The 18,816-nt window shown below is 64.1% G+C and carries 20 protein-coding genes; 11 read left to right on the top strand and 9 right to left on the bottom strand.

The window, feature by feature from the left end; all coding sequences use genetic code 11:
* Positions 1-30: 30 nt before the first annotated feature.
* Entirely contained in the window at positions 31-936 is a 906-nt protein-coding gene (locus HBJ55_RS05135) for a LysR family transcriptional regulator (RefSeq protein WP_167111702.1), read from the bottom strand.
* Between the two features lie 104 nt (positions 937-1,040).
* Here HBJ55_RS05135 and trpB point away from each other — a divergent pair, with 104 nt between their 5' ends.
* Positions 1,041-2,246, top strand: coding sequence for a tryptophan synthase subunit beta (trpB, locus tag HBJ55_RS05140; protein ID WP_167111704.1), 1,206 nt, complete (start codon positions 1,041-1,043; stop codon positions 2,244-2,246).
* Positions 2,247-2,266: 20 nt separating this feature from the next.
* A complete protein-coding gene (trpA, locus tag HBJ55_RS05145; RefSeq protein ID WP_167111706.1) occupies positions 2,267-3,088 on the top strand; it encodes a tryptophan synthase subunit alpha in 822 nt (273 codons plus the stop codon).
* A 53-nt stretch (positions 3,089-3,141) separates the two neighbouring features.
* Here trpA and HBJ55_RS05150 read toward each other — a convergent pair whose 3' ends face one another.
* Positions 3,142-3,780: a LysE family translocator gene (locus HBJ55_RS05150; RefSeq protein WP_167111708.1), complete on the bottom strand. Its 639-nt coding sequence runs from the start codon at positions 3,778-3,780 to the stop codon at positions 3,142-3,144.
* Between the two features lie 83 nt (positions 3,781-3,863).
* Complete coding sequence (locus HBJ55_RS05155; protein WP_167111710.1) at positions 3,864-4,775, bottom strand: LysR substrate-binding domain-containing protein; 912 nt, start codon at positions 4,773-4,775, stop codon at positions 3,864-3,866.
* A 122-nt stretch (positions 4,776-4,897) separates the two neighbouring features.
* On the opposite strand from HBJ55_RS05155, the gene HBJ55_RS05160 reads away from it, so the two are divergent.
* Positions 4,898-5,587: an FMN-dependent NADH-azoreductase gene (locus HBJ55_RS05160; protein ID WP_167111712.1), complete on the top strand. Its 690-nt coding sequence runs from the start codon at positions 4,898-4,900 to the stop codon at positions 5,585-5,587.
* Positions 5,588-5,669: 82 nt separating this feature from the next.
* On the opposite strand, the gene HBJ55_RS05165 is transcribed toward HBJ55_RS05160, so the two are convergent.
* Positions 5,670-6,410, bottom strand: a complete 741-nt coding sequence (locus HBJ55_RS05165; protein WP_167111714.1) for an SDR family NAD(P)-dependent oxidoreductase — start codon at positions 6,408-6,410, stop codon at positions 5,670-5,672.
* 114 nt (positions 6,411-6,524) lie between these two features.
* Here HBJ55_RS05165 and HBJ55_RS05170 point away from each other — a divergent pair, with 114 nt between their 5' ends.
* On the top strand, positions 6,525-7,142 hold the full coding sequence (locus HBJ55_RS05170; RefSeq protein WP_167111715.1) for a TetR/AcrR family transcriptional regulator: 618 nt from the start codon (positions 6,525-6,527) through the stop codon (positions 7,140-7,142).
* Between the two features lie 17 nt (positions 7,143-7,159).
* Here the strand turns inward: HBJ55_RS05170 and HBJ55_RS05175 are convergent, their stop codons facing one another.
* Positions 7,160-8,089, bottom strand: coding sequence for a LysR family transcriptional regulator (locus HBJ55_RS05175; protein ID WP_167111717.1), 930 nt, complete (start codon positions 8,087-8,089; stop codon positions 7,160-7,162).
* Between the two features lie 101 nt (positions 8,090-8,190).
* Between HBJ55_RS05175 and HBJ55_RS05180 the strand changes: the two genes are divergently transcribed.
* The gene (locus tag HBJ55_RS05180; protein WP_167111719.1) at positions 8,191-9,222 is read left to right on the top strand and encodes an aldo/keto reductase; all 1,032 of its coding nucleotides are present in this window, start codon (positions 8,191-8,193) and stop codon (positions 9,220-9,222) included.
* A gap of 111 nt (positions 9,223-9,333) precedes the next feature.
* On the top strand, positions 9,334-9,879 hold the full coding sequence (locus tag HBJ55_RS05185; protein ID WP_167111721.1) for a putative glycolipid-binding domain-containing protein: 546 nt from the start codon (positions 9,334-9,336) through the stop codon (positions 9,877-9,879).
* Here the strand turns inward: HBJ55_RS05185 and HBJ55_RS05190 are convergent.
* Entirely contained in the window at positions 9,876-11,462 is a 1,587-nt protein-coding gene (locus HBJ55_RS05190) for an MFS transporter (protein ID WP_167111723.1), read from the bottom strand. The genes HBJ55_RS05185 and HBJ55_RS05190 overlap by 4 nt on opposite strands.
* Before the next feature lie 109 nt (positions 11,463-11,571).
* Here HBJ55_RS05190 and HBJ55_RS05195 point away from each other — a divergent pair, with 109 nt between their 5' ends.
* On the top strand, positions 11,572-12,372 hold the full coding sequence (locus HBJ55_RS05195; protein ID WP_167111725.1) for a helix-turn-helix transcriptional regulator: 801 nt from the start codon (positions 11,572-11,574) through the stop codon (positions 12,370-12,372).
* A 20-nt stretch (positions 12,373-12,392) separates the two neighbouring features.
* Here HBJ55_RS05195 and HBJ55_RS05200 read toward each other — a convergent pair whose 3' ends face one another.
* On the bottom strand, positions 12,393-13,547 hold the full coding sequence (locus HBJ55_RS05200; RefSeq protein WP_338071969.1) for an MFS transporter: 1,155 nt from the start codon (positions 13,545-13,547) through the stop codon (positions 12,393-12,395).
* Between the two features lie 124 nt (positions 13,548-13,671).
* Between HBJ55_RS05200 and HBJ55_RS05205 the strand changes: the two genes are divergently transcribed.
* On the top strand, positions 13,672-14,160 hold the full coding sequence (locus HBJ55_RS05205) for an Lrp/AsnC family transcriptional regulator (protein WP_240935980.1): 489 nt from the start codon (positions 13,672-13,674) through the stop codon (positions 14,158-14,160).
* On the opposite strand, the gene ada is transcribed toward HBJ55_RS05205, so the two are convergent.
* Complete coding sequence (ada, locus tag HBJ55_RS05210) at positions 14,064-15,227, bottom strand: bifunctional DNA-binding transcriptional regulator/O6-methylguanine-DNA methyltransferase Ada (protein ID WP_167111733.1); 1,164 nt, start codon at positions 15,225-15,227, stop codon at positions 14,064-14,066. The two genes, HBJ55_RS05205 and ada, sit on opposite strands and share 97 nt — an antisense overlap.
* 240 nt (positions 15,228-15,467) lie before the next feature.
* Here ada and HBJ55_RS05215 point away from each other — a divergent pair, with 240 nt between their 5' ends.
* A complete protein-coding gene (locus tag HBJ55_RS05215; protein ID WP_167111735.1) occupies positions 15,468-16,238 on the top strand; it encodes an SDR family oxidoreductase in 771 nt (256 codons plus the stop codon).
* A 166-nt stretch (positions 16,239-16,404) separates the two neighbouring features.
* Positions 16,405-16,824 carry a VOC family protein gene (locus HBJ55_RS05220; RefSeq protein ID WP_167111737.1) on the top strand — a complete coding sequence of 140 codons (420 nt, stop codon included), beginning with the start codon at positions 16,405-16,407 and terminating at the stop codon, positions 16,822-16,824.
* Here the strand turns inward: HBJ55_RS05220 and HBJ55_RS05225 are convergent, their stop codons facing one another.
* Complete coding sequence (locus HBJ55_RS05225) at positions 16,825-17,520, bottom strand: ArsR/SmtB family transcription factor (protein WP_167111739.1); 696 nt, start codon at positions 17,518-17,520, stop codon at positions 16,825-16,827.
* Positions 17,521-17,607: 87 nt separating this feature from the next.
* Here HBJ55_RS05225 and HBJ55_RS05230 point away from each other — a divergent pair, with 87 nt between their 5' ends.
* Positions 17,608-18,807: a cytochrome P450 gene (locus HBJ55_RS05230; RefSeq protein WP_167111741.1), complete on the top strand. Its 1,200-nt coding sequence runs from the start codon at positions 17,608-17,610 to the stop codon at positions 18,805-18,807.
* The last annotated feature ends 9 nt before the right edge of the window (positions 18,808-18,816 follow it).

Here is an 18,816-nt window from a genome sequence, read left to right on the forward strand (position 1 = left end):
CGATGCCCTTCCCCAGGGAGAGATCAATTATTACGGCATTAGCATGTCGCCCAGTTCGCGCTCGAGCCACTCGATTAGCCGGCCGCTACGCCGTCGATCGCCACTGGGAGCATGCCACAGACATAGCCGAGCGGGTGTCTCGACGAACCCCCATGGTGCAACGAGGCGCCCCATACGCAGGTCGTCCTCGACCAGCAGCCGGGGCGCTATCGCTATGCCCAACCCGGCCACCGCCGCCTCTATGAGGTAATAGAGATGATCGAAGCCTTGCCCCTCGTCCAGCGCCCGGCCGAGGCGCGCCGGGTCGAGTGCCTGTGCGCCTGCCCACTGCGGCCAGGCCTGCGGCCGCGAGGCGGTATGCAGCAGCTTGGCGTTGAACAGCGTCGCCGGCTGCGTGGGATCGAACCGAGCGGCCAACTGCGGGCTCGCGACCGCACAGATATGCTCTGCGGCAAGCTCGCACACCTCCACGTCGGCTGGCCACGGCGGTGCGGCAAACGTCAGCGTCGCGCTGACCTCGTCCTTACCGGGGGTAGCTTCGCTTTCGCTGGAGACAACATGCAGCTTGAGTTCGGGCAGTTCACGATTCAGATGATCGAGCCGGGGAATGAGCCAGCGCGCCAGGAGACTTCCCGGGCAGGCCAGGATGAATGGCGCCCCCTCGACGTCACGCTTCAACTGCGCGCAGCTATCGCGCAAGCGGACGAATGCCTCGCCAACGCCGCGCTGTAGCCGTTCCCCGTGGCTTGTGAGTTCCAGGCCTCGCCCTGCCTTGGCAAACAGCGCTACACCGAAGTGTTCTTCCAGGCTACGCAGCTGTCGACTGACCGCACCATGAGTCACGCTGAGTTCATGCGCAGCGGCCGTGACGCTACCCAACCGGGCAGTAGCCTCGAAGGCACGCAAGGCGCTGAGAGAAGGCATGGAGTTGAGCATCTATCTGTGAACCAGGCTCACATGTAGCGGCAATCTTATCGATTTTTCGCCCCGCCTGTCTGCGCTAGTTTCATCGAACGTTCCATGACCCTTCGAGGCAACCCATGACCGACTACTCGATGCAGCCCGATGCCGATGGCTTGTTCGGCCGCTTCGGCGGTCGCTTCGTCCCCGAGACGTTGATGCCGCTGATTACCGATCTTCAGGCCGAATACGATGCGGCACGAAAAGACACCGAGTTCCAGCGCCAGCTCGCCTACTTCCAGCGCGACTACGTTGGCCGGCCCAGCCCGCTCTACTATGCCGAGCGTCTTACCGAGCACTTCGGCGGCGCAAAAATCTATCTCAAGCGCGAGGAACTCAACCATACCGGCGCGCACAAGATCAACAATTGCATCGGCCAGATCCTGCTCGCCAAGCGCATGGGCAAGACACGCATCATTGCCGAAACTGGCGCCGGCATGCACGGCGTCGCCACGGCCACCGTGGCGGCACGTTTCGGCATGCCCTGTGTCGTCTACATGGGCTCGGCCGATATCGAACGCCAGCAACCCAACGTGTTCCGCATGAAGCTGCTCGGCGCCGAGGTCATTCCGGTCACGACGGGTACCGGCACGCTCAAGGACGCAATGAACGAGGCGCTGCGCGACTGGGTCACTCATATCGATGAGACCTTCTACATCATCGGCACCGTGGCCGGGCCGCACCCCTATCCCGCCATGGTGCGTGACTTCCAGGCGGTGATCGGGCGCGAGACCCGTGCACAGATCCTCGAGAAGGAAGGACGTTTGCCCGATTCCCTCGTCGCTTGCATCGGTGGTGGCTCGAACGCCATGGGATTGTTCCACCCCTTTCTCGCCGACGAAGCGGTCAGGATGGTCGGCGTCGAGGCCGGCGGCAAGGGCCTCGAGACCGGCCTGCACGCGGCGAGCCTCAGCGGCGGCGTGCCCGGCGTACTGCATGGCAACCGCACCTACCTGCTGCAGGACGAGGATGGCCAGATCACCGATGCCCACTCGATATCCGCCGGGCTCGACTATCCCGGCATCGGCCCGGAGCACGCCTGGCTGCATGAACGGGGACGCGTCGAATACGTCTCGATCACCGACGACGAAGCGCTCGAGGCATTCCAGTGCTGTTGCCTTCAGGAGGGAATCATTCCGGCGCTCGAATCGGCCCACGCCCTGGCCGAGGTCGCCAAGCGCGCGCCGACGCTGCCCAGCGATCACCTCATGGTGGTCAACCTGAGCGGACGAGGCGACAAGGACATGATGAGCGTAGCCCAACATCTCGGGGAGAATTTTCAATGAACGCCGCCAAGGAGAGCCCCATGAACGACGCCACTCGCCTCGACGAGCGCTTTACCGCGCTCGAGGCGGAGAAAAGGCCTGCCCTGGTGACCTACGTCACCGCCGGCGACCCCGACTTCGAGACCTCGCTGGAAATCCTCAAGGGGCTGCCCGCGGCTGGCGCCGACGTGATCGAACTCGGCATGCCATTCAGCGATCCCATGGCCGACGGGCCCACGATCCAGAAGGCAGCGCTACGCGCCCTCCAGGGCGGACAGGACATGACCCGGACGCTCGAGATGGTGCACGCCTTCCGCCGCCAGGAGTCGCAAACGCCGCTGGTGCTGATGGGCTATTACAACCCCATACACCACTACGGCGTGGCGCGATTCCTGAAGGATGCTGCCCATGCCGGAGTCGATGGCCTGATCGTGGTCGACCTGCCGCCCGAGCATGACGACGAGCTGTGCCTGCCCGCCAGGGAGCACGGCATTGCCTTTATCCGTCTCGCCACGCCGACCACCGACAGCAAGCGGCTTCCCCTGGTTCTGGAGAAGGCCTCGGGCTTCCTGTATTGCGTCTCGGTGAACGGCATTACGGGTGGTAGCGCCCCGGCGCTACAGGATGTCGAGCGCATGGTGGGTCAACTGCGCGAGCATAGCCACCTACCGATTGCGGTCGGTTTCGGCATTCGCACTGCCGCACAGGCGGCAGCAATTGGCCGATTCAGCGATGCCGTGGTGGTCGGCTCGGCTCTGGTGGAGGGCATCGAAAGCGCCGAAACACGGCGCGGCGCCGTCGAGGCGGTGCATGGCCTGGTTCGCGAGCTGGCCGCAGGTGTACGTAGGACGGGCAACGCCTAGAGCAGACCTGAATAAAGCAAAGTGTCCGATCAGGCCGTGGCGACGCGCGCACCCTAGACGCCGTGGCGTGGCTCCGCGGCGAGCTTGGCTGCCATGCCGGCAAGCACGCCGCCCATGACGTAGCGCTGCACGGCCAGCCAGGCCGGGCGCTGTTGGAACCAAGTGGCGATGCCTGCTGCCGACAGGGCGATTGCCAGGTTGACCGTGAAACTCACCCCGATCTGGGTGAATCCCAGCACCAGGCTCTGGAGAAAGACGGGGCCATGCTCGGGCGAGACGAACTGCGGGAAGATCGCCAGGTAGAACACGGCGATCTTGGGGTTGAGCAGGTTGGTCAGAAAGCCCATCAGGAACAGCTTGCGAGGCCGATCTGCGGGGAGCGTGCGCGCCTCGAAGGGCGAGCGTGCGCCCGGCCTGACGGCCTGCCAGGCCAGGAAGAGCAGGTACAAGGCACCGAGCCACTTGAGTATTTCGTAGGCCATCGGGATGGCCAAGAACAGCGCGGTCAGGCCGACGGACGCCGCCAGCATGTGCACCAGGAAGCCGGCCAGTACGCCGAACAGCGAGATCACGCCCGCGGCTCGCCCCTGGCAGATCGAACGCGAGATGAGGTAGATCATGTTCGGCCCCGGCGTCAGCACCACGATCAGGGCGGCCGTGGCAAAAAGCAGCAGATCGGTCAGCGGTATCAAGGCTTTATCCCTCGTAGACAATAACTTACTCAGCATGCCCAGCCCGCGCACTGGCGAGCAAGCAAATTTTCGGCCTGTGAAGTTCAGGCATCCACGGCGTCGTTTACCCTAGGCTCCAGCGCAAAGGCCTCTTTCAGCCAAGCCGCGACTCGCTTGAGCCCGGCATGGTCGGCCTGCGCGCGACTCATCAACAGATGATAGCGAAGCCCTGGCAGTCTCGGGCCGCAGGGCACGTGCAAGACGCCGCGCTCGAGTTCCGCCCGCACCAGGGTCAGGCTCAGCAGCGCTACCCCCTGCCCGGCGATGGCCGCCTGCACCGCATGGCTCTCGTCGGAGAAACTCAAGCTGGGCCCCAGGTCGGTGAGCGCACAGCCGGCAGCCTGGCACCAGTGAGTCCACGATGGTAGCCCCAGCGTCGGGCAGTACCAGTCGAAGACGATATGGCGCACTGCCTTGAGATCCTCGACTCGCGCCAGGCCCAGACTTGGGCTGGCGACCAGAGCGAAGCTGTCGTGCGCCAGCTCCATCGCTTCATGATCCGGATAGGGACCCATGCCGTAGCGAATCGCCAGTGACAAACCCCGCTCGAGGTCCAGAGGGGCTTCGCTGGCGTGGATGCGCAGATCGATATCGGGATGAAGGTCATGAAAACCGGCCAGGCGCGGCAGCAGCCACTGACTGGCGAAGGCCGGCGTGCAGGAGAGCGTCACGCTATCGGGCGACGACCGTTCACGCAGCGTGTCGAGGGCGTCGCTGAAGGCATCGAAGCCTTGGCGCAGCACAGGATAGAGGGCTTCCGCCGACGCGGTAGGCACCACCTGCCGGGTACGGCGTTCGAACAGTGCCACTCCCAGCTGTTCCTCCAGCTCGCGCACCTGGTGGCTGATGGCCGCCGGCGTCACCGCCAGTTCCTCGGCGGCACGCTTGAAGCTGCGATGCCTGGCGGCCGCCTCGAAGGCGCGCAGTTGGGAAAGAGGCAGCCGTCGGCGATTCATGGCCTCTCCATGAGTTAGTTCACCTTGTCTGTCTGGCGAATATTGCTCGTTTGTCAGCCATTGCTCAGGGATCGATGCTTCGAAGCGTCAATCATGCATTGAACTGTCTTGAGGATACTCCTATGGCTACCCTGCTGCATATCGATGCCAGTGCCCGTCCCGGTCGCTCCGGCATCGATCCCCACGGCTCCCACTCCCGTCGCCTCAGTGCCCACTTCGTCGCTTGGTGGCAGAAGACGCGCCCCGGCGATCGCATCGTCTATCGCGATGTCGGCCAGCACCCGCCGAGCCCCGTCACCGGTGAATGGATCCACGCCGCCTTCACCCAGCCGGCGCAGCGCGAACCCTGGATGCATGAAGTGCTCGCAGAGAGCGATGCCTTGGTCGACGAACTGCTGACGGCCGACGTAATCGTCGCCGGCGTGCCGATGTACAACTTCGGCGTGCCCGCCGGCTTCAAGGCCTATATCGACAACATCGTGCGGGTGGGACGCACCTTCGGCTTCGACCGCTCGCGCCAGGGGCTACCCTACTGGCCAATGCTGACCGAGATGCACAAGCGCCTGGTGGTGCTGAGTTCCCGCGGCGACTACGGCTACGAACCGTGCGAGCGCATGGCCCAGGCCAACCATGTCGAGCCACATATTCGTACCGTGTTCGGTTACCTGGGTATTACGGACGTGCACGGTATCGCCGTGGAGTACGACGAGTTTGGCGACGAGCGCCTGCAGGCCTCGCTGGCTCAGGCCGAGCAAGATATCGACGCACTGGTGGAAGAACTGGCGGAAAGCCTTGAGCCGCTAGCCTGTTGAGAGTGGAAGCTGCGCTGTCCCGCGCCGAAAGGCAACGGGCCAGCGCGGCTTCTGTCCCGAATAACCGGGGCCCGACGAACTCTTAGATATTGGCACCGCCGTCGATGGTGAACTCGGCGCCAGTCACCGAACGCCCCTCGGGGCCGGCCAGCCAGGCCACCAGGCCGGCTACGTCGTCGGCCTCGTTATATCGAGGGATGGCCATCAAGCTACGCTGGGGGTCGGAGAGTTCGCCGTCGGCGGGGTTCATATCGGTATCGGTAGAGCCTGGGTGCACGATGTTGACGTTGATGCCGCGGGGCCCTAGGTCCCGCGCCATCCCCTTGGTCAGCCCCACCAGGCCCGCCTTGCTCATGGCATACAGGCTGATACCTGGCCAGGGCACCCGAACGGCAAGGTTACTGCCGATGGTGATGATGCGCCCGCCCTCCGGCATATGCCCCACCGCCGCCATGGCAGCCACCACCGGCGCGCGCAGGTTGATCGCGATGGTGCGATCCAGCTCTTCCAGCGTCGCTTCTTCGATCGTCCCGGTCGGGAAAATGCCTGCGTTGTTGATCAGGATATCGAGCCCTCCCCACTCGGCCACCGTGCGTTCAACGGCGGCCTCGAGCGCCGCGTCGTCACGGTTGTCGGCGCGAATGGCCATAGCGCGACCACCCGCCGACACGACCCCGTCCACCACCGATTGCGCCCGGGCTTCGCCGTTGACATAGGTTACTGCAACTTTTGCACCTTCCGCCGCCAGGCGCCGGGCAATGGCAGCACCAATGCCACGGCTGCCACCGGTGATCAAGACTACCTTTCCGCTGAGTCGCTGCATGTCTCGCCTCCGTTCATGCGATTTATATAGTGATTGATACAAAAACAGATTGGCTAGACATGCACATCGCTGTCAAGTTATTTTGTAGTTATCGATACAAAAAAGGAGTTCGACATGCCCCAGCGCGGTAGACCCCGCGGCTTCGACAGGGAAGAGGCCCTGCGCCAGGCCATGGAAGTGTTCTGGACCCAGGGCTACGACAACGCCTCGCTCGCCGATCTGACCCGGGCCATGGGCATCAACGCCCCCAGCCTCTACGCCACCTTCGGCAGCAAGGAGGCACTGTTCCGTGAAGCCGTGGCGCTCTACGTCCAGACGGAAGGCAGCGGTATCTGGGAGCAGGTGGAAACGGCGCCGACGGCACGCGCCGCCATCGCCCACGTGCTGCGCGCCACGGCCGAGGCATTCACTCGTGGCGATACGCCTCGCGGCTGCATGATCGTGCTTGCCGCCCCGCAGATGCAGGGCGCCAATGCGCAGGTCTGTGATGCCTTGAAGGTCCACCGCCAGGCAAACGGCTGCCTGTTGGAGCGCCGCCTGAAGCGTGCCGTCGAGGAAGGCGAGCTACCCGCCTCGACGGACTGTCGCGCCTTGGCCAGCTACTTCGCCACCGTGCAGCACGGCATGTCGATTCAGGCCCGTGACGGCGCTTCGCGCGAGACCCTGCTGGCCATCTCTGACTGTGCAATGTCGGGCTGGGAAGCGCTCACTGGCGCCTCACACGAAGCCTAACGCCTGGAGCGGCCTGGCTAGCTCTTGACGGCATTCGTGTGACGCTCCCACGGCGGAACCGGCTCCCATTGTTCGACGAGAAAGTCGATGAAGGCGCGTACCCTGGGTGGCACCAGGCGGCGCTGTGGCATGACCGCGTGGATGCCCGTCTCGGGTGGCATGTGGTCCGGAAGAATCCGCTGCAGCCGGCCGGCTCGCAGGTCGTCGCACACATGCCAGATGGAGTGCTGCACGATACCCAACCCCGCTACCGCGGCATCCCGCAGGAGTTCGCCCTGACTGCTGCGGATACGCCCGTCCACCTTGACCTCCACGCTCTCTCCGCTGGCACCACAAAGGCGCCAGTGACCAGGCTCCCCCTCCCCATCGGTCAGTAGCAGGCATTCGTGCCGGGTCAGCTCTTCGGGTACGCGTGGGGTGCCGTGGCGCTTCAGATACGCGGGCGAAGCGCATAGCACGCGACGATTCGTGGCCAGCCGGCGCGCCACCAGGCTGGAGTCGGCAAGCGAGCCGATGCGAATGGCCAGGTCGAATCCCGAGCCCACGATGGCCCGGCGTTGGTCGGACAGGTCTAGATCGAGCCTCAGCCTGGGATAGCGACTCAAAAAACGGGACAGCAGCGGTGACACATAGAGGCGGCCAAACGTGGGCGGCAAGGTCAGGCGCAGGGTGCCCGCCACCTCGCGCGTCGACCGGTGCAGCCCGCTCGTCAGCGCCTCGAGATCCTCCACTGCAGCCCGCCCCTGTTCGGCCAGGCTGCGTCCCTCCGGCGTCGGCCGTAGTTGCCGGGTGGTGCGCTGCAGTAGACGCACCCCGAGCTCCCGCTCGAGGCGTTTCAAGCGCTGGCTGGCGACGGCCGCGGAGAGACCCAGGCTGCGCGCCGCTTCGCTGATCGATCCCAGGTCGAGAATTCGCAGGAACAGCGAGAGGTCGTCGATTCGACTCATTTTCAATTCTTTATTGAAAGACCTTGTCGTTTTAGCCTGCTTATCTTGAAAGCGCAACGTCCTATGCTCCGCCTACCTTCCAGCAGACAGGAGTTGAAACCATGGAGTATCGCTTTCTTGGCCAGTCCGGCTTCAAGGTCTCGTCACTCGGGCTGGGCGCGGGAACCTTCGGCGGCAAGGGTCCGCTGTTCAGCGCCTGGGGCAGCACCGACGTCAAGGAGGCGGCCCGCCTCATCGACATCTGCCTCGATGCCGGAGTCAATCTTTTCGATACCGCCGACGTCTACTCCGACGGAGCTTCCGAGTCGATTCTCGGGGCCGCCATCAAGGGTCGGCGCGATCGCGTCGTTCTCTCCACCAAGTTGACGCTGCGCATGGGCGACGAGCCGAATGACGTCGGTGCCTCTCGCCACCATCTGCTCAAGGCGACGGACCAGGCGCTGAAGCGGCTCGATACCGACCATATCGATATCCTGCAGCTGCATCACTTCGATGCCATGACGCCCGTGGAGAGCGTGATGGCGACACTGGACGAACTGGTGCGCGCCGGCAAGGTGCGCTATCTCGGCGTCTCGAACTTCTCCGGCTGGCAGATCATGAAGTCCCAGGCGGTGGCCGAACGCTACGGCTATTCCCGCTTCGTCGCCAACCAGGCCTACTATTCGCTGGTCGGGCGCGACTACGAGTGGGAGCTGATGCCGCTGGGGCAGGATCAAGGCCTGGGGGCAATCGTCTGGAGCCCACTCGGCTGGGGGCGCCTGACCGGCAATATTCGACGCGGCCAGGCGCTTTCCGAGCATAGTCGATTACATGAAACCGCCGGCTTCGCGCCGCCGGTGGACGACGAGCGCCTGTTTCGGATCGTCGATGTGCTCGATGGAATCGCCGAGGAGACAGGCAAGTCGATTCCCCAGATCGCCCTCAACTGGCTACTCGGGCGCCCCACCGTATCCAGCGTATTGATCGGCGCACGCAACGAGACTCAACTGCGAGACAACCTGGGAACCGCCGGATGGCGACTCGACGAGGAGCAGGCAAGGCGGCTCGATGAAGCCAGCCGCGTGACGCCGCCCTATCCCTACTACCCTTACTGGAACGGCCAGTTCGCCGAGCGCAATCCCCCTCCGGTATGAGCGCCGCTCGGCCCTGGCCACCGAGGCTGGAGGGAGCGGCTGCGGTGATACGACTGTAGGCCGGGGTCGAGGCCCATGCGATCCGTTGGAAGGCAAGGAGGAGGTACCGTCATGTCAGCGCTTTCGATCACCCGCAAGTGGCGTCGACTGGACGAGCCGGGCCTGGAGGTCCTGCACGTCCAACCAGACGACGAAGGCTTCCTGGCTCTGTCCACGGTCGTGCACGCGGGTGCCGAGGCATTCGGCTTGTCCTATCTATGGCAACTCGACCGCGACTGGCGCACCCAACGCCTGGAGCTGCACCTAGCCAGCCCGACAATCGAGACCCTGCTGGTCGAGCGCAGCGACGAGGGCTGGCGGGTGAATGGCCGGCTACGTCCCGATCTCGCGGAATGCGAGGAAATCGACCTGTCGGCGACGCCGTTCTGCAACACGCTGGCCATGCGCCGGTTCCAGGGTTCAGGCGAACTCACGACGCTCTACGTGGACCTGCCCTCCCTTCAACTGCAGCCATCCCGCCAACGCTATACGGCCCTCGGCAAAAACCGTTGGCGCTACACTGACCTGGGCATCGCCCAGGGCTTCGAGGCCGACTTGGATGTCGACGATGAACTCTGGGTCGTTGCCTACGAGGGCCTGTTCGAGACGCTCGTCTAGGCTGCCGGGCAAGAGCCGCACCCTTCCACGGTTTCGCTGGCGATGGTCTCATCGAGCGCGCGCACGTGCCGGAGGAAAACGACGGCCACTACGGCCAGGACAAGAATCCCGATGCCGCCGATGACACCGGTGACATTGAGACCCGCGGTAAAGGCCCTTTGGGCCTCCAGCACGATTTCCGCCGGCAAGCGATCCACGGCGGAAGTCGTGCCCCATAATCCCTCTTCCACGACATCGGCAAGATCGAACGGGAGGTCGTTGGAGACGACATCGTTCATCCGCGCGCGATAAACGAAGGTCGTCAGACTGCCCAATAGCGCCACGCCCAGCGCAACGCCAAGCTCCTGCACCATCTCCGACATGGCCGAAGCCGAACCAGCCTTATCGGCCGGAGCAGCCCCCACCACCAGATCCGTGCCCAGCGCGGCGATGGTACCCAGGCCGAGATAGACCAATGAGAACCCGGCTATCGCCATTCCCACCCCGCTGGCGTTCACTTCGACGATGGCCAGCAGCCCGTAGCCCAGCGTCGAGAGCGTTAGCGCGGCGCCCACGACGTAACCGGGACGAATGCGACGAGCGAGCAACGGCGCCACGATACCCGCCAGCACCATCATCAGCGCCGGCGGCCCCATCCAGAACCCCGCCGCCAGGGGTGTGAGCCCCGCCACCAGTTGCAGGTACTGAGTCACCAGCAGCATCACGCCGGAAACGCCGACCAGACCAAACAGCAGCACGACCAGAGCGGCGCTGAAGGTGCGGCTGGCAAATAGCCGCATGTCGAGCAGCGGGTCGGTCAGACGTTTCTGGCGCCGCACGAACACGACCGCCAGTAGCGCCCCCAACGCCAGGGCCACCACCGCCACCGGTTCGAGCCCCGCCTTGGCGATCTCCTTCACGCCATAGACCGCCGGCAGCACGGCTGCCAGCGAGAGCGCTACGCTGAGGAAATCCAGCGGCCCACTGCGAGAAGCGCGATACTCCGGCAGCAATAGCGGAGCCGCAATCAACAGCACGGTCACCACGGGCACCGCTACCAGGAAGGCCGAGCCCCACCAGAAGCGCTCCAATAACACGCCGCCGACTACCGGCCCCAGCGCCATGCCCAAGGCAAACATGGTGGCCCAAATTCCAATGGCCAGCGCACGCTGGCGCACATCGCCGAACATGTTGCTGATTAATGCCAGGGTCGACGGCATCAGCGTCGCGCCGGCCACACCAAGCACCGCGCGGGCCCCAATCAGGATGGCGGCACTGGTGGAGTAGGCAGCGATCACCGAAGTGACGCCGAAGGCTACGGCACCGATCATCAGCAGCCGGCGACGGCCGATGCGGTCGCCCAAGGTTCCCATGGTGATGAGAAAGCCGGCGATCATGAAGCCGTAGGCATCCATGATCCACAGCGCCTGGGTACTGCTCGGCTGCAGATCCGCTGCCAGGGCGGGCAGCGCCAGATAGAGAATGGTGACGTCGAGGCCGAGCAGCGCGGTGGGCAGTGCCAGCACGGCCAGGCCCGCCCACTCCTTGATACCCGCACGCTGCCGGGTAAGCCGCGAACCTGACGCTTCATTGAGGGAAACCATGCCATGCCTCCTGTTCTCCATGGATTGGCATGGTAGTCTTGGCCCACCTCAATAGGGTTACAATATAGCCAATTATCCTATTACCAGCGGTACTACCTGGAACACAGCCATGGCCGGACGCAGCCTCGATAGAACCCGCAGCGAACTCACCGACTTCCTGGTCCATCATCGCAACAAGCTGACGCCGGCCGACGTTGGCCTGCCCAGCACCGGCCGTCGGCGCACCCCAGGGCTTCGCCGTGAGGAAGTCGCCACCCTCGCCAGCGTGGGGCTGACCTGGTACACCTGGTTCGAGCAGGGGCGCGACATCAACGTCTCGGAGAGCTTTCTGCTCAGGGTCTCCAAGGCCCTCAAGCTCGACGATGCCGAGTGCTGCCACTTGTTCCTGCTCGCTCATCGCCGACCGCCGCCGGTGGAAGCCTATCAGTGGCAGGCGATTCCGCCGCTGGTACAAACGCTGATGGACGACATGCCGAGGCCCGCCTACGTGATGAACCTGCGCTGGGACGTCATCGCCTGGAATGCCGTTGCCGACACCCTGCTCGGCTTCAGCGACAGAAAGCCCGGCGAGCGCAACATGATGCGCCTGTTGTTTGCCGATCCGGCACTGCGTCGGCGCCTTCCCGACTGGCGACAGGACGCCCCCCGCCTGCTCGCCCAGTTCCGCTGCGACCTGGCAGCCGCTCCCGAGGATCCGGCCATGCGGGAGCTGATCGAAGCGCTCGCCAAGCTATCGCCGGATTTTCGCCGCTGGTGGGAGCAGCCCAATCATGAAGCCTACCGCTACGGCATCGGCACTATTCTCGACGCCGACTCGATTCCGCGGGAGTACGAACACGCCACGCTGCTGGTGGACGAGCATCGGCATCTCAGGATGGTGGTTTATTTCACTACAGCCTTGGAGACGTAGCCCAGCATAGTCGGTTCGCGCTACTCCAATGCAGCCTGTTTCCTGCGCCATTGCCCCAACGCCCAACCCAGGGCCGGCAGTACGAGCATTGCCGAGGCCCAGGCGCAAGCGGCAAAGCCGAAGTGCGTATAGATCGGTCGGTAGAGCAACGCACCGGCAAAGACACACAGATAGGTAATGGCACTGTAGAGCCCCATGACGGCACCGCGCTGCATGGGGTCGAGCTCGGCAAGCTGTCGCATGAGCAGGTTCAAGCCCAGGTGGTTGCCCACGCCCCAGCCCAGGCAGAGCGCCAGCAATGCCAGCGGAAGCGCTGCAGACACCGCCATTCCCAGATAGACGAGCATCAAGCCGGCAAAGGTGACGCAGGCGGCGGCAGTCGCGCCGTACCGGTCGACCAGCCGGCCCAGCGGGGCAGCAACGCCGAAGCCCAGGCCATAGACGGCGATGGCCAGCCCCGCGAAAGTAGTGGGTAACTGCAGGACCTCACCCAGATGTGGGCCAAGGTAAGTATACAAACCATAAAAGGCGGTCATGTAGGCAGCGACGTTCAGCAGCACCGCGTGGATGCCGGGGATACGCAAGGCCTTGAGGCAGGAGCTCGGTTCTTCACCGCCCGCTCTCGTTCCCCAGTCGCGGCAGCGCGATATTCCCAATGCCAGTCCCGCGGCGGCCAGAGCCAGTACCGAGAAGACCGCGCGCCAGTGCAGCAGGTCGGCCAACAGCGCCGCGAGACCAACCCCGACGACCAGGCTCAACGTCCACCCGACCAGCACGAAGCTCAGGGTTTCGCTCTCGCGCCCCTTGGCCGCCACCTGGGCGGTGAGGGTATAAATCGCCGGCAGCGCCACGCCCGCCGCGAGGCCGGCAAGCGCCTGAGCGGCAATCAACACCCAGAGCGCGGGAGAGAGAGCGGCGAAGCCCAGCGACACGGTCAGCATCAACAATGCCCGCCCCAGCGCATGCTCGGCACCGATACGGTCGGACATCGAAGCCAGCAACAGCGCACTGCCTGCCGTGGCCAGGCCATAAAGGGCCGTCGCCGTCATCACATCGGCAGCGCTACGGCCCGGGAATGCCCCTGCTACCGCAGCCGCAATGGGGCTCAGCGCCAGCGAATTGGCACCGATCACGGCAATGGCAGCGGTCAACAGAAGAAGATGACGAGTAATCACGGCTCGCTCCAAATGTAGTTCGACACTATCATTGAAGAAAGGAATGTCATTCGGAGCAATCGCAACAATGCCGAACCCAGAAAAAACAGAAGCCGTTCAGAACAAGTGCCAGGAGGCCCGCCCCTTGGACGCCTTCGACCGAAAAATATTAGGCGAACTGGCCGTGGATGCCGGGCTCAGCTATGCCGAGCTGGGCAGCCGCGCCGGGCTCTCGGCGCCGGCCGTGCATGAACGAGTGAAACGACTGCGCGCTACCGGGCGCATCCGAGGCACCGTGGCGGTACTGGATGGCCCCACCACCGGCAAGCCCTTCCTCGCCTTCGTCCACGTCGATTCCACCGGCTGGGGCAAGACCCAGGAACTGCTCGCCCTCTCGGAGCTACCCGAAGTCGAGGAGATCCACTCCGTGGCCGGCGACACCTGCATGCTGCTCAAGGTGCGTTGCGCCAGCAGCCGCGCCCTGGAAGGCCTGCTTGCCAGGCTCTATGCCCTGCCGAGCGTCAAGGCCACGCGCAGTTATGTGGTGCTGTCGACCTTCCTCGAGCGCACCCCGCAAGCGGAGATCACCGAGGCGTTGGAATCTACCGACCTGTCTTCACTGGCTTCCCGCTGACGCTCACGCTCGAGCAGCGCCCGCTTTCTCTCCACGCCCCAGCGGTAGCCCGAGAGCGCCCCGTCGCTGCGCACGACCCGGTGGCAGGGAATGGCAAGCGCTATGGTATTGGAAGCGCAGGCCCTGGCCACGGCACGCACAGATTTGGGAGAGCCGATTCGCTGCGCCAACTCGGCATAGCTGATCGTGGTGCCCACAGGAATCTCGGTCAGCGCTTGCCAGACTCGCTGCTGAAAGGCGGTACCACGAATGTCCAGCGGCAGCGTCAACCCGACGCCAGGCGCCTCGACGAAGCCCACCACTTTGGCCACCCAGGTATCGAAATCCTTTCCCCCGGGGATCAGGTTGGCATTGGCGAAACGATCCTGGAACTCCTGCAGCAATTGCTCCGGGTCGCTGCCCAGGGAAATGGCACAAATACCCTTTTCGCTGGTCGCAACTAGAATGTTGCCCAGCGAGCATTCTCCCAGGGCGAAGCGAATCTCCATGCCCTTTCCTCCCGAACGGTAACGTTGCGGCGTCATGCCGAGCATGCGATCGGAACCGGCATAGAAGCGCCCGCTGGAATTGAAGCCTGCCTCATAGATCGCCTCGGTGACGGTTTCTTGTTGCACCAACGCCTGGCGTACACGACCTGCCCGACAAGCGACCGCGTAGGCCTTTGGCGTCAGCCCCGTGACCGATTTAAAGACGCGATGAAAGTGGAAGCGGCTCAGTCCCGCGGCTTGTGCCAATTCGTCGAGCGAGGGGAGCTCGTCGGCCGTCTCGATGAGACGGCACGCCCTGGCAACGCTCTGGGCCTGCCGCTGTGCCAATGGTAACTCCTTGGGACGACAGCGCTGGCACGGCCGGTAGCCGGCCCGTTCGGCTGAAGCTGCATCGGCATGGAATTCGGCATTCTCACGGCGTGGCCGGCGTGATGCGCAGGTTGGGCGACAAAAGATCCCGGTGGTACGCACCGCATAAACGAAAGCGTCGTCCGCTGCGGCATCGCGGGCCAATACCGCTGCCCATTTCGCCTCATCGGAATCGAAGGTGGTAAACGGATGGTTGAATGTATCGCTCATGGCGGGCCTCCGCTGTGGGTTCGGCGTATTCCGTGAGTTCAGGATGAGCTCTGGACCCGCCTGGCACACTCCGTCCCTTGCTTTCAAAGTGAGCCAGCCTCTATCGCTACTTCCGCAGCATAGCATCGCCGAGCCGCCAGTTTTTTGACGGCAAGAAGCGGAGTGAGGGCTTACCACGAGACCGGCAAGGTAAGCATGGGATCGCCAATGTTCCCATGCCCACCCAAGGAGAAAAACGCTATGAACCGACTTGCCGGAAAGATCGCCATCGTCACCGGAGCCAGCTCAGGAATCGGTCATGCCACCGCTCGACTGTTCGCCAGCGAGGGCGCCAAGGTGATCGTGAACGCCCGTCGCCAGGACGAACTCGATGCTCTGGTCGAAGCCATCGCTCGTGACGGCGGCACCGCCGTTGCCATCGCCGGAGACGTATGCGACGAGCGCTTGTCGCAACGCCTTGTCGCGACCGCCCTGGAGCGCTTCGGAGGGCTCGATATCGCCTTCAACAATGCCGGTGTCGTCGGGCCGATGGGGCCACTGCAGGACATGGCATCGAGCGATTGGCACGATGTCATCCATACCAACCTGAACGGCGCCTTTCTGGGCGCCAAACACCAGATACCCGCGCTGCTGCAGCGAGGCGGCGGCAGCCTGCTGTTCACCTCCAGCTTCGTCGGCCACACCGTCGGCATGCCCGGCATGGCGGCCTATGCCGCAAGCAAGGCCGGCATCCTGGGCATGATGAAGTGCCTCGCTGCGGAGCTGGGACCCAACGGCATACGCGCCAACGCGCTGCTGCCGGGAGGCACCGATACGCCCGCCAGCATCACCAACGCCCCGGACGCCGGGCCGGAAGTCCTGGCCTTCGTCGAGAACCTGCACGCGCTCAAGCGCATGGCAACGCCGGAAGAGATCGCCAGAGCGGCGCTCTATCTGGCTTGCGACGATGCCAGCTTCGTCACCGGCACGGCGATGCTGGTCGATGGCGGGGTCTCCATCAATCGCACCTGATTGCCAGGAAGCGGTGCCTCACGGCACCGCCTCCTTTGAGCAGTCCCCCAGCACCCTGCTACCTTTCAGGCATTGGACCAGCGCCCCGGTAAGCACTTACTTACCGGGTAGCGCTTTGCCACTGACAATCGTCAGATTCGGCCTGGCCATTCGGCAGGAGGACAGCATGGATTTTCTCGTCAACCTGGACGTGGACGATCTCGAGCGCGGCATCGACTTCTACGTCCAGGCTTTCAGCCTTGAGGTCGGGCGTCGCTTCGGCCAGGAGGGTGTCGAGTTGGTCGGCGGTCCGGCGCCCATATACCTGTTGGCCAAGGACTCCGGATCGTCGGCTTACGCAGCCGCAGGAGCTGTACCCGGTGCACAGCGCCACTACACGCGCCACTGGACGCCGGTGCATCTGGATGTGGTGGTGGTGGATATCGAAGCCGCGGTGGAGAGAGCCATCGCGGCCGGCGCCACCCAGGAACAACCCACCGTCACCGCTGGCTGGGGCAAGCTCGCGCTGATGGCCGACCCCTTCGGACACGGCTTTTGCTTCGTGCAGTTCCTGAATCGCGGCTACGATGAGATTGCGACCGCTTGATTACTCCTCCGAAGAGGCGATCACGAGATCGAACTCGCGTGCCAGTGCCTGACGCCCCAGCTCACTGATACTCACTATTCGCGAGTGCCTCTGCCGATCGATCCATCCGAGTTCCAGCATGCGCTCGGTCATGGCAGCGCCCAGCGCACCGCCGAGATGATCGCGTCGTTCGCTCCAGTCGAGGCAGGGATAAGCAAAGCGCCGGCGGCGCTTGCGCAGGGAGGCAATATCGATGCCGAAGTCGGCAAACCAAGCCTGGCCACGCTCCGTCACGTTCATGGCTTCGCCATTTATTTTCAAGAACTTCCTCTCGAGAAGTACCGTCGTCATGCGCGTGCCCAACTCACCCGCCAAGTGGTCGTAGCAAAATCGCGCAGTCCCCATGGCACCCGTCGGCTTCCTGCATGGCGGCACAACCTTCGTCGGCTTGGCCACTACCATCAGCGCCTCGACGGCATGCGCCACCTCGGCTGTCGCCAGCCGGTAGTACTTGTGCCGCCCTTGCGATGTCGAGGTAATCAGTGCATCGCGTTGCAGTCGCTTGAGATGCTCCGTCGCCGTGCCCGGCTGCACGCCACAGCCGTAGGCAAGCTCCTTGGCGGTCAATGCCCGCCCCTCCATCAGCAATGCCAGCATGCCCATCCGAGTCGGCTCGCCAATGGTGCGGGCAAGGCGAGGCAGGTCCGGCTCAACCATAGTTAGCTCTCCACCGAACTATTTACGTCTGACAAGCATAGGCCAACGGAACACAATTGAGCGACTAGACAACGGCCCGGAGCCTCTATGACGACACCAGCCAACCCGTTGATGGCCGCCACGCATCACGACCCTTATCCTTATTACGCCATGCTGGTGGAGCAAAGGCCTTTTTACCGGGATAACGAGCTGAACATGTGGGTAGCTACGTCTGCCGAGGCCGTTAGCGCCATACTGGAACATCGCGATTGCCGCGTACGACCCGTCGACGAACCGGTGCCCTCGGCTCTGCTGGGTACGCCGGTGGGCGATCTCTTCGGTAGCCTGGTAAGAATGACCGACGGCGCATCGCACTGCCCGCTCAAGCAAGCCGTCTCGACGACGTTCGCCTCACTCGAACGAAGCGCCATAGCGGATCGGAGCAGGGCCTGCACGGCCTATCTACTTGAGGAAATCACCCCTCTCCCCCTCGAACCCGTCGGGGTTACCGAATTCACCCTGCGCCTGCCCGCCTATACCGTCGCCGCCCTGCTGGGCTTTCCATCCGATCGGTGGCCGGTCCTGGCGCGCTGGACCGGAGACCTGGCCCGTTGCATCGCACCCGGCGCCACGCCCGCCCAGTTGGAGCGTGGCCAGCGCGCTGCGCAAGCGCTGCAAGCCGCAACAAGGCGGCTCCTCGAAGTTCCGACCTTTGCCAGGCCAAGCCTCTTGGGGCCGCTCGCTTCCCGGGCCGTAGCGCAGGGCATCGACAGCACAGCAATAACGGCCAACGCCATCGGCTTCCTGTTGCAGGCCTACGATGCCACGGCGGGACTGATCGGCAATACATTGGTAGCGCTGGGGCGAGAGCCGCAACTTCTTCAGCACGTCACTGCCGAGCCGCGGCTTCTGAGTGCCGTGCTGCGGGAAGTCCTACGCCATGATGCACCGATTCAGAATACTCGACGCTTCGCCGGCCACGACGGGCTGATCGCCGGCCAACCGATGCGTGCAGGTGACACGATCCTGATGGTGCTGGCCGCCGCCAACCGAGACCCTGCCCGCTATACCGCACCCGAGCGCTTCGACACGGAACGACTTCAGCACTGCTTTACCTTCGGCCAGGGGCATCACGCTTGCCCCGGCGAAGCGCTTGCGCTTGGCATCGCCGAGGCAGGAGTAGCACAGCTTCTGCACTTAGGCGTCTCGCCCGAGGCGCTGGCCAGCGGGGTATCTTACCGGGAATCGCTCAATGCCCGAATTCCACTGTTTGGCTCGTCCCACACAGTCACCACCCACTCTGCCTGAACCTGGAGC

It is taken from the genome of Billgrantia bachuensis (assembly GCF_011742165.1).
Taxonomy (GTDB): domain Bacteria; phylum Pseudomonadota; class Gammaproteobacteria; order Pseudomonadales; family Halomonadaceae; genus Halomonas; species Halomonas bachuensis.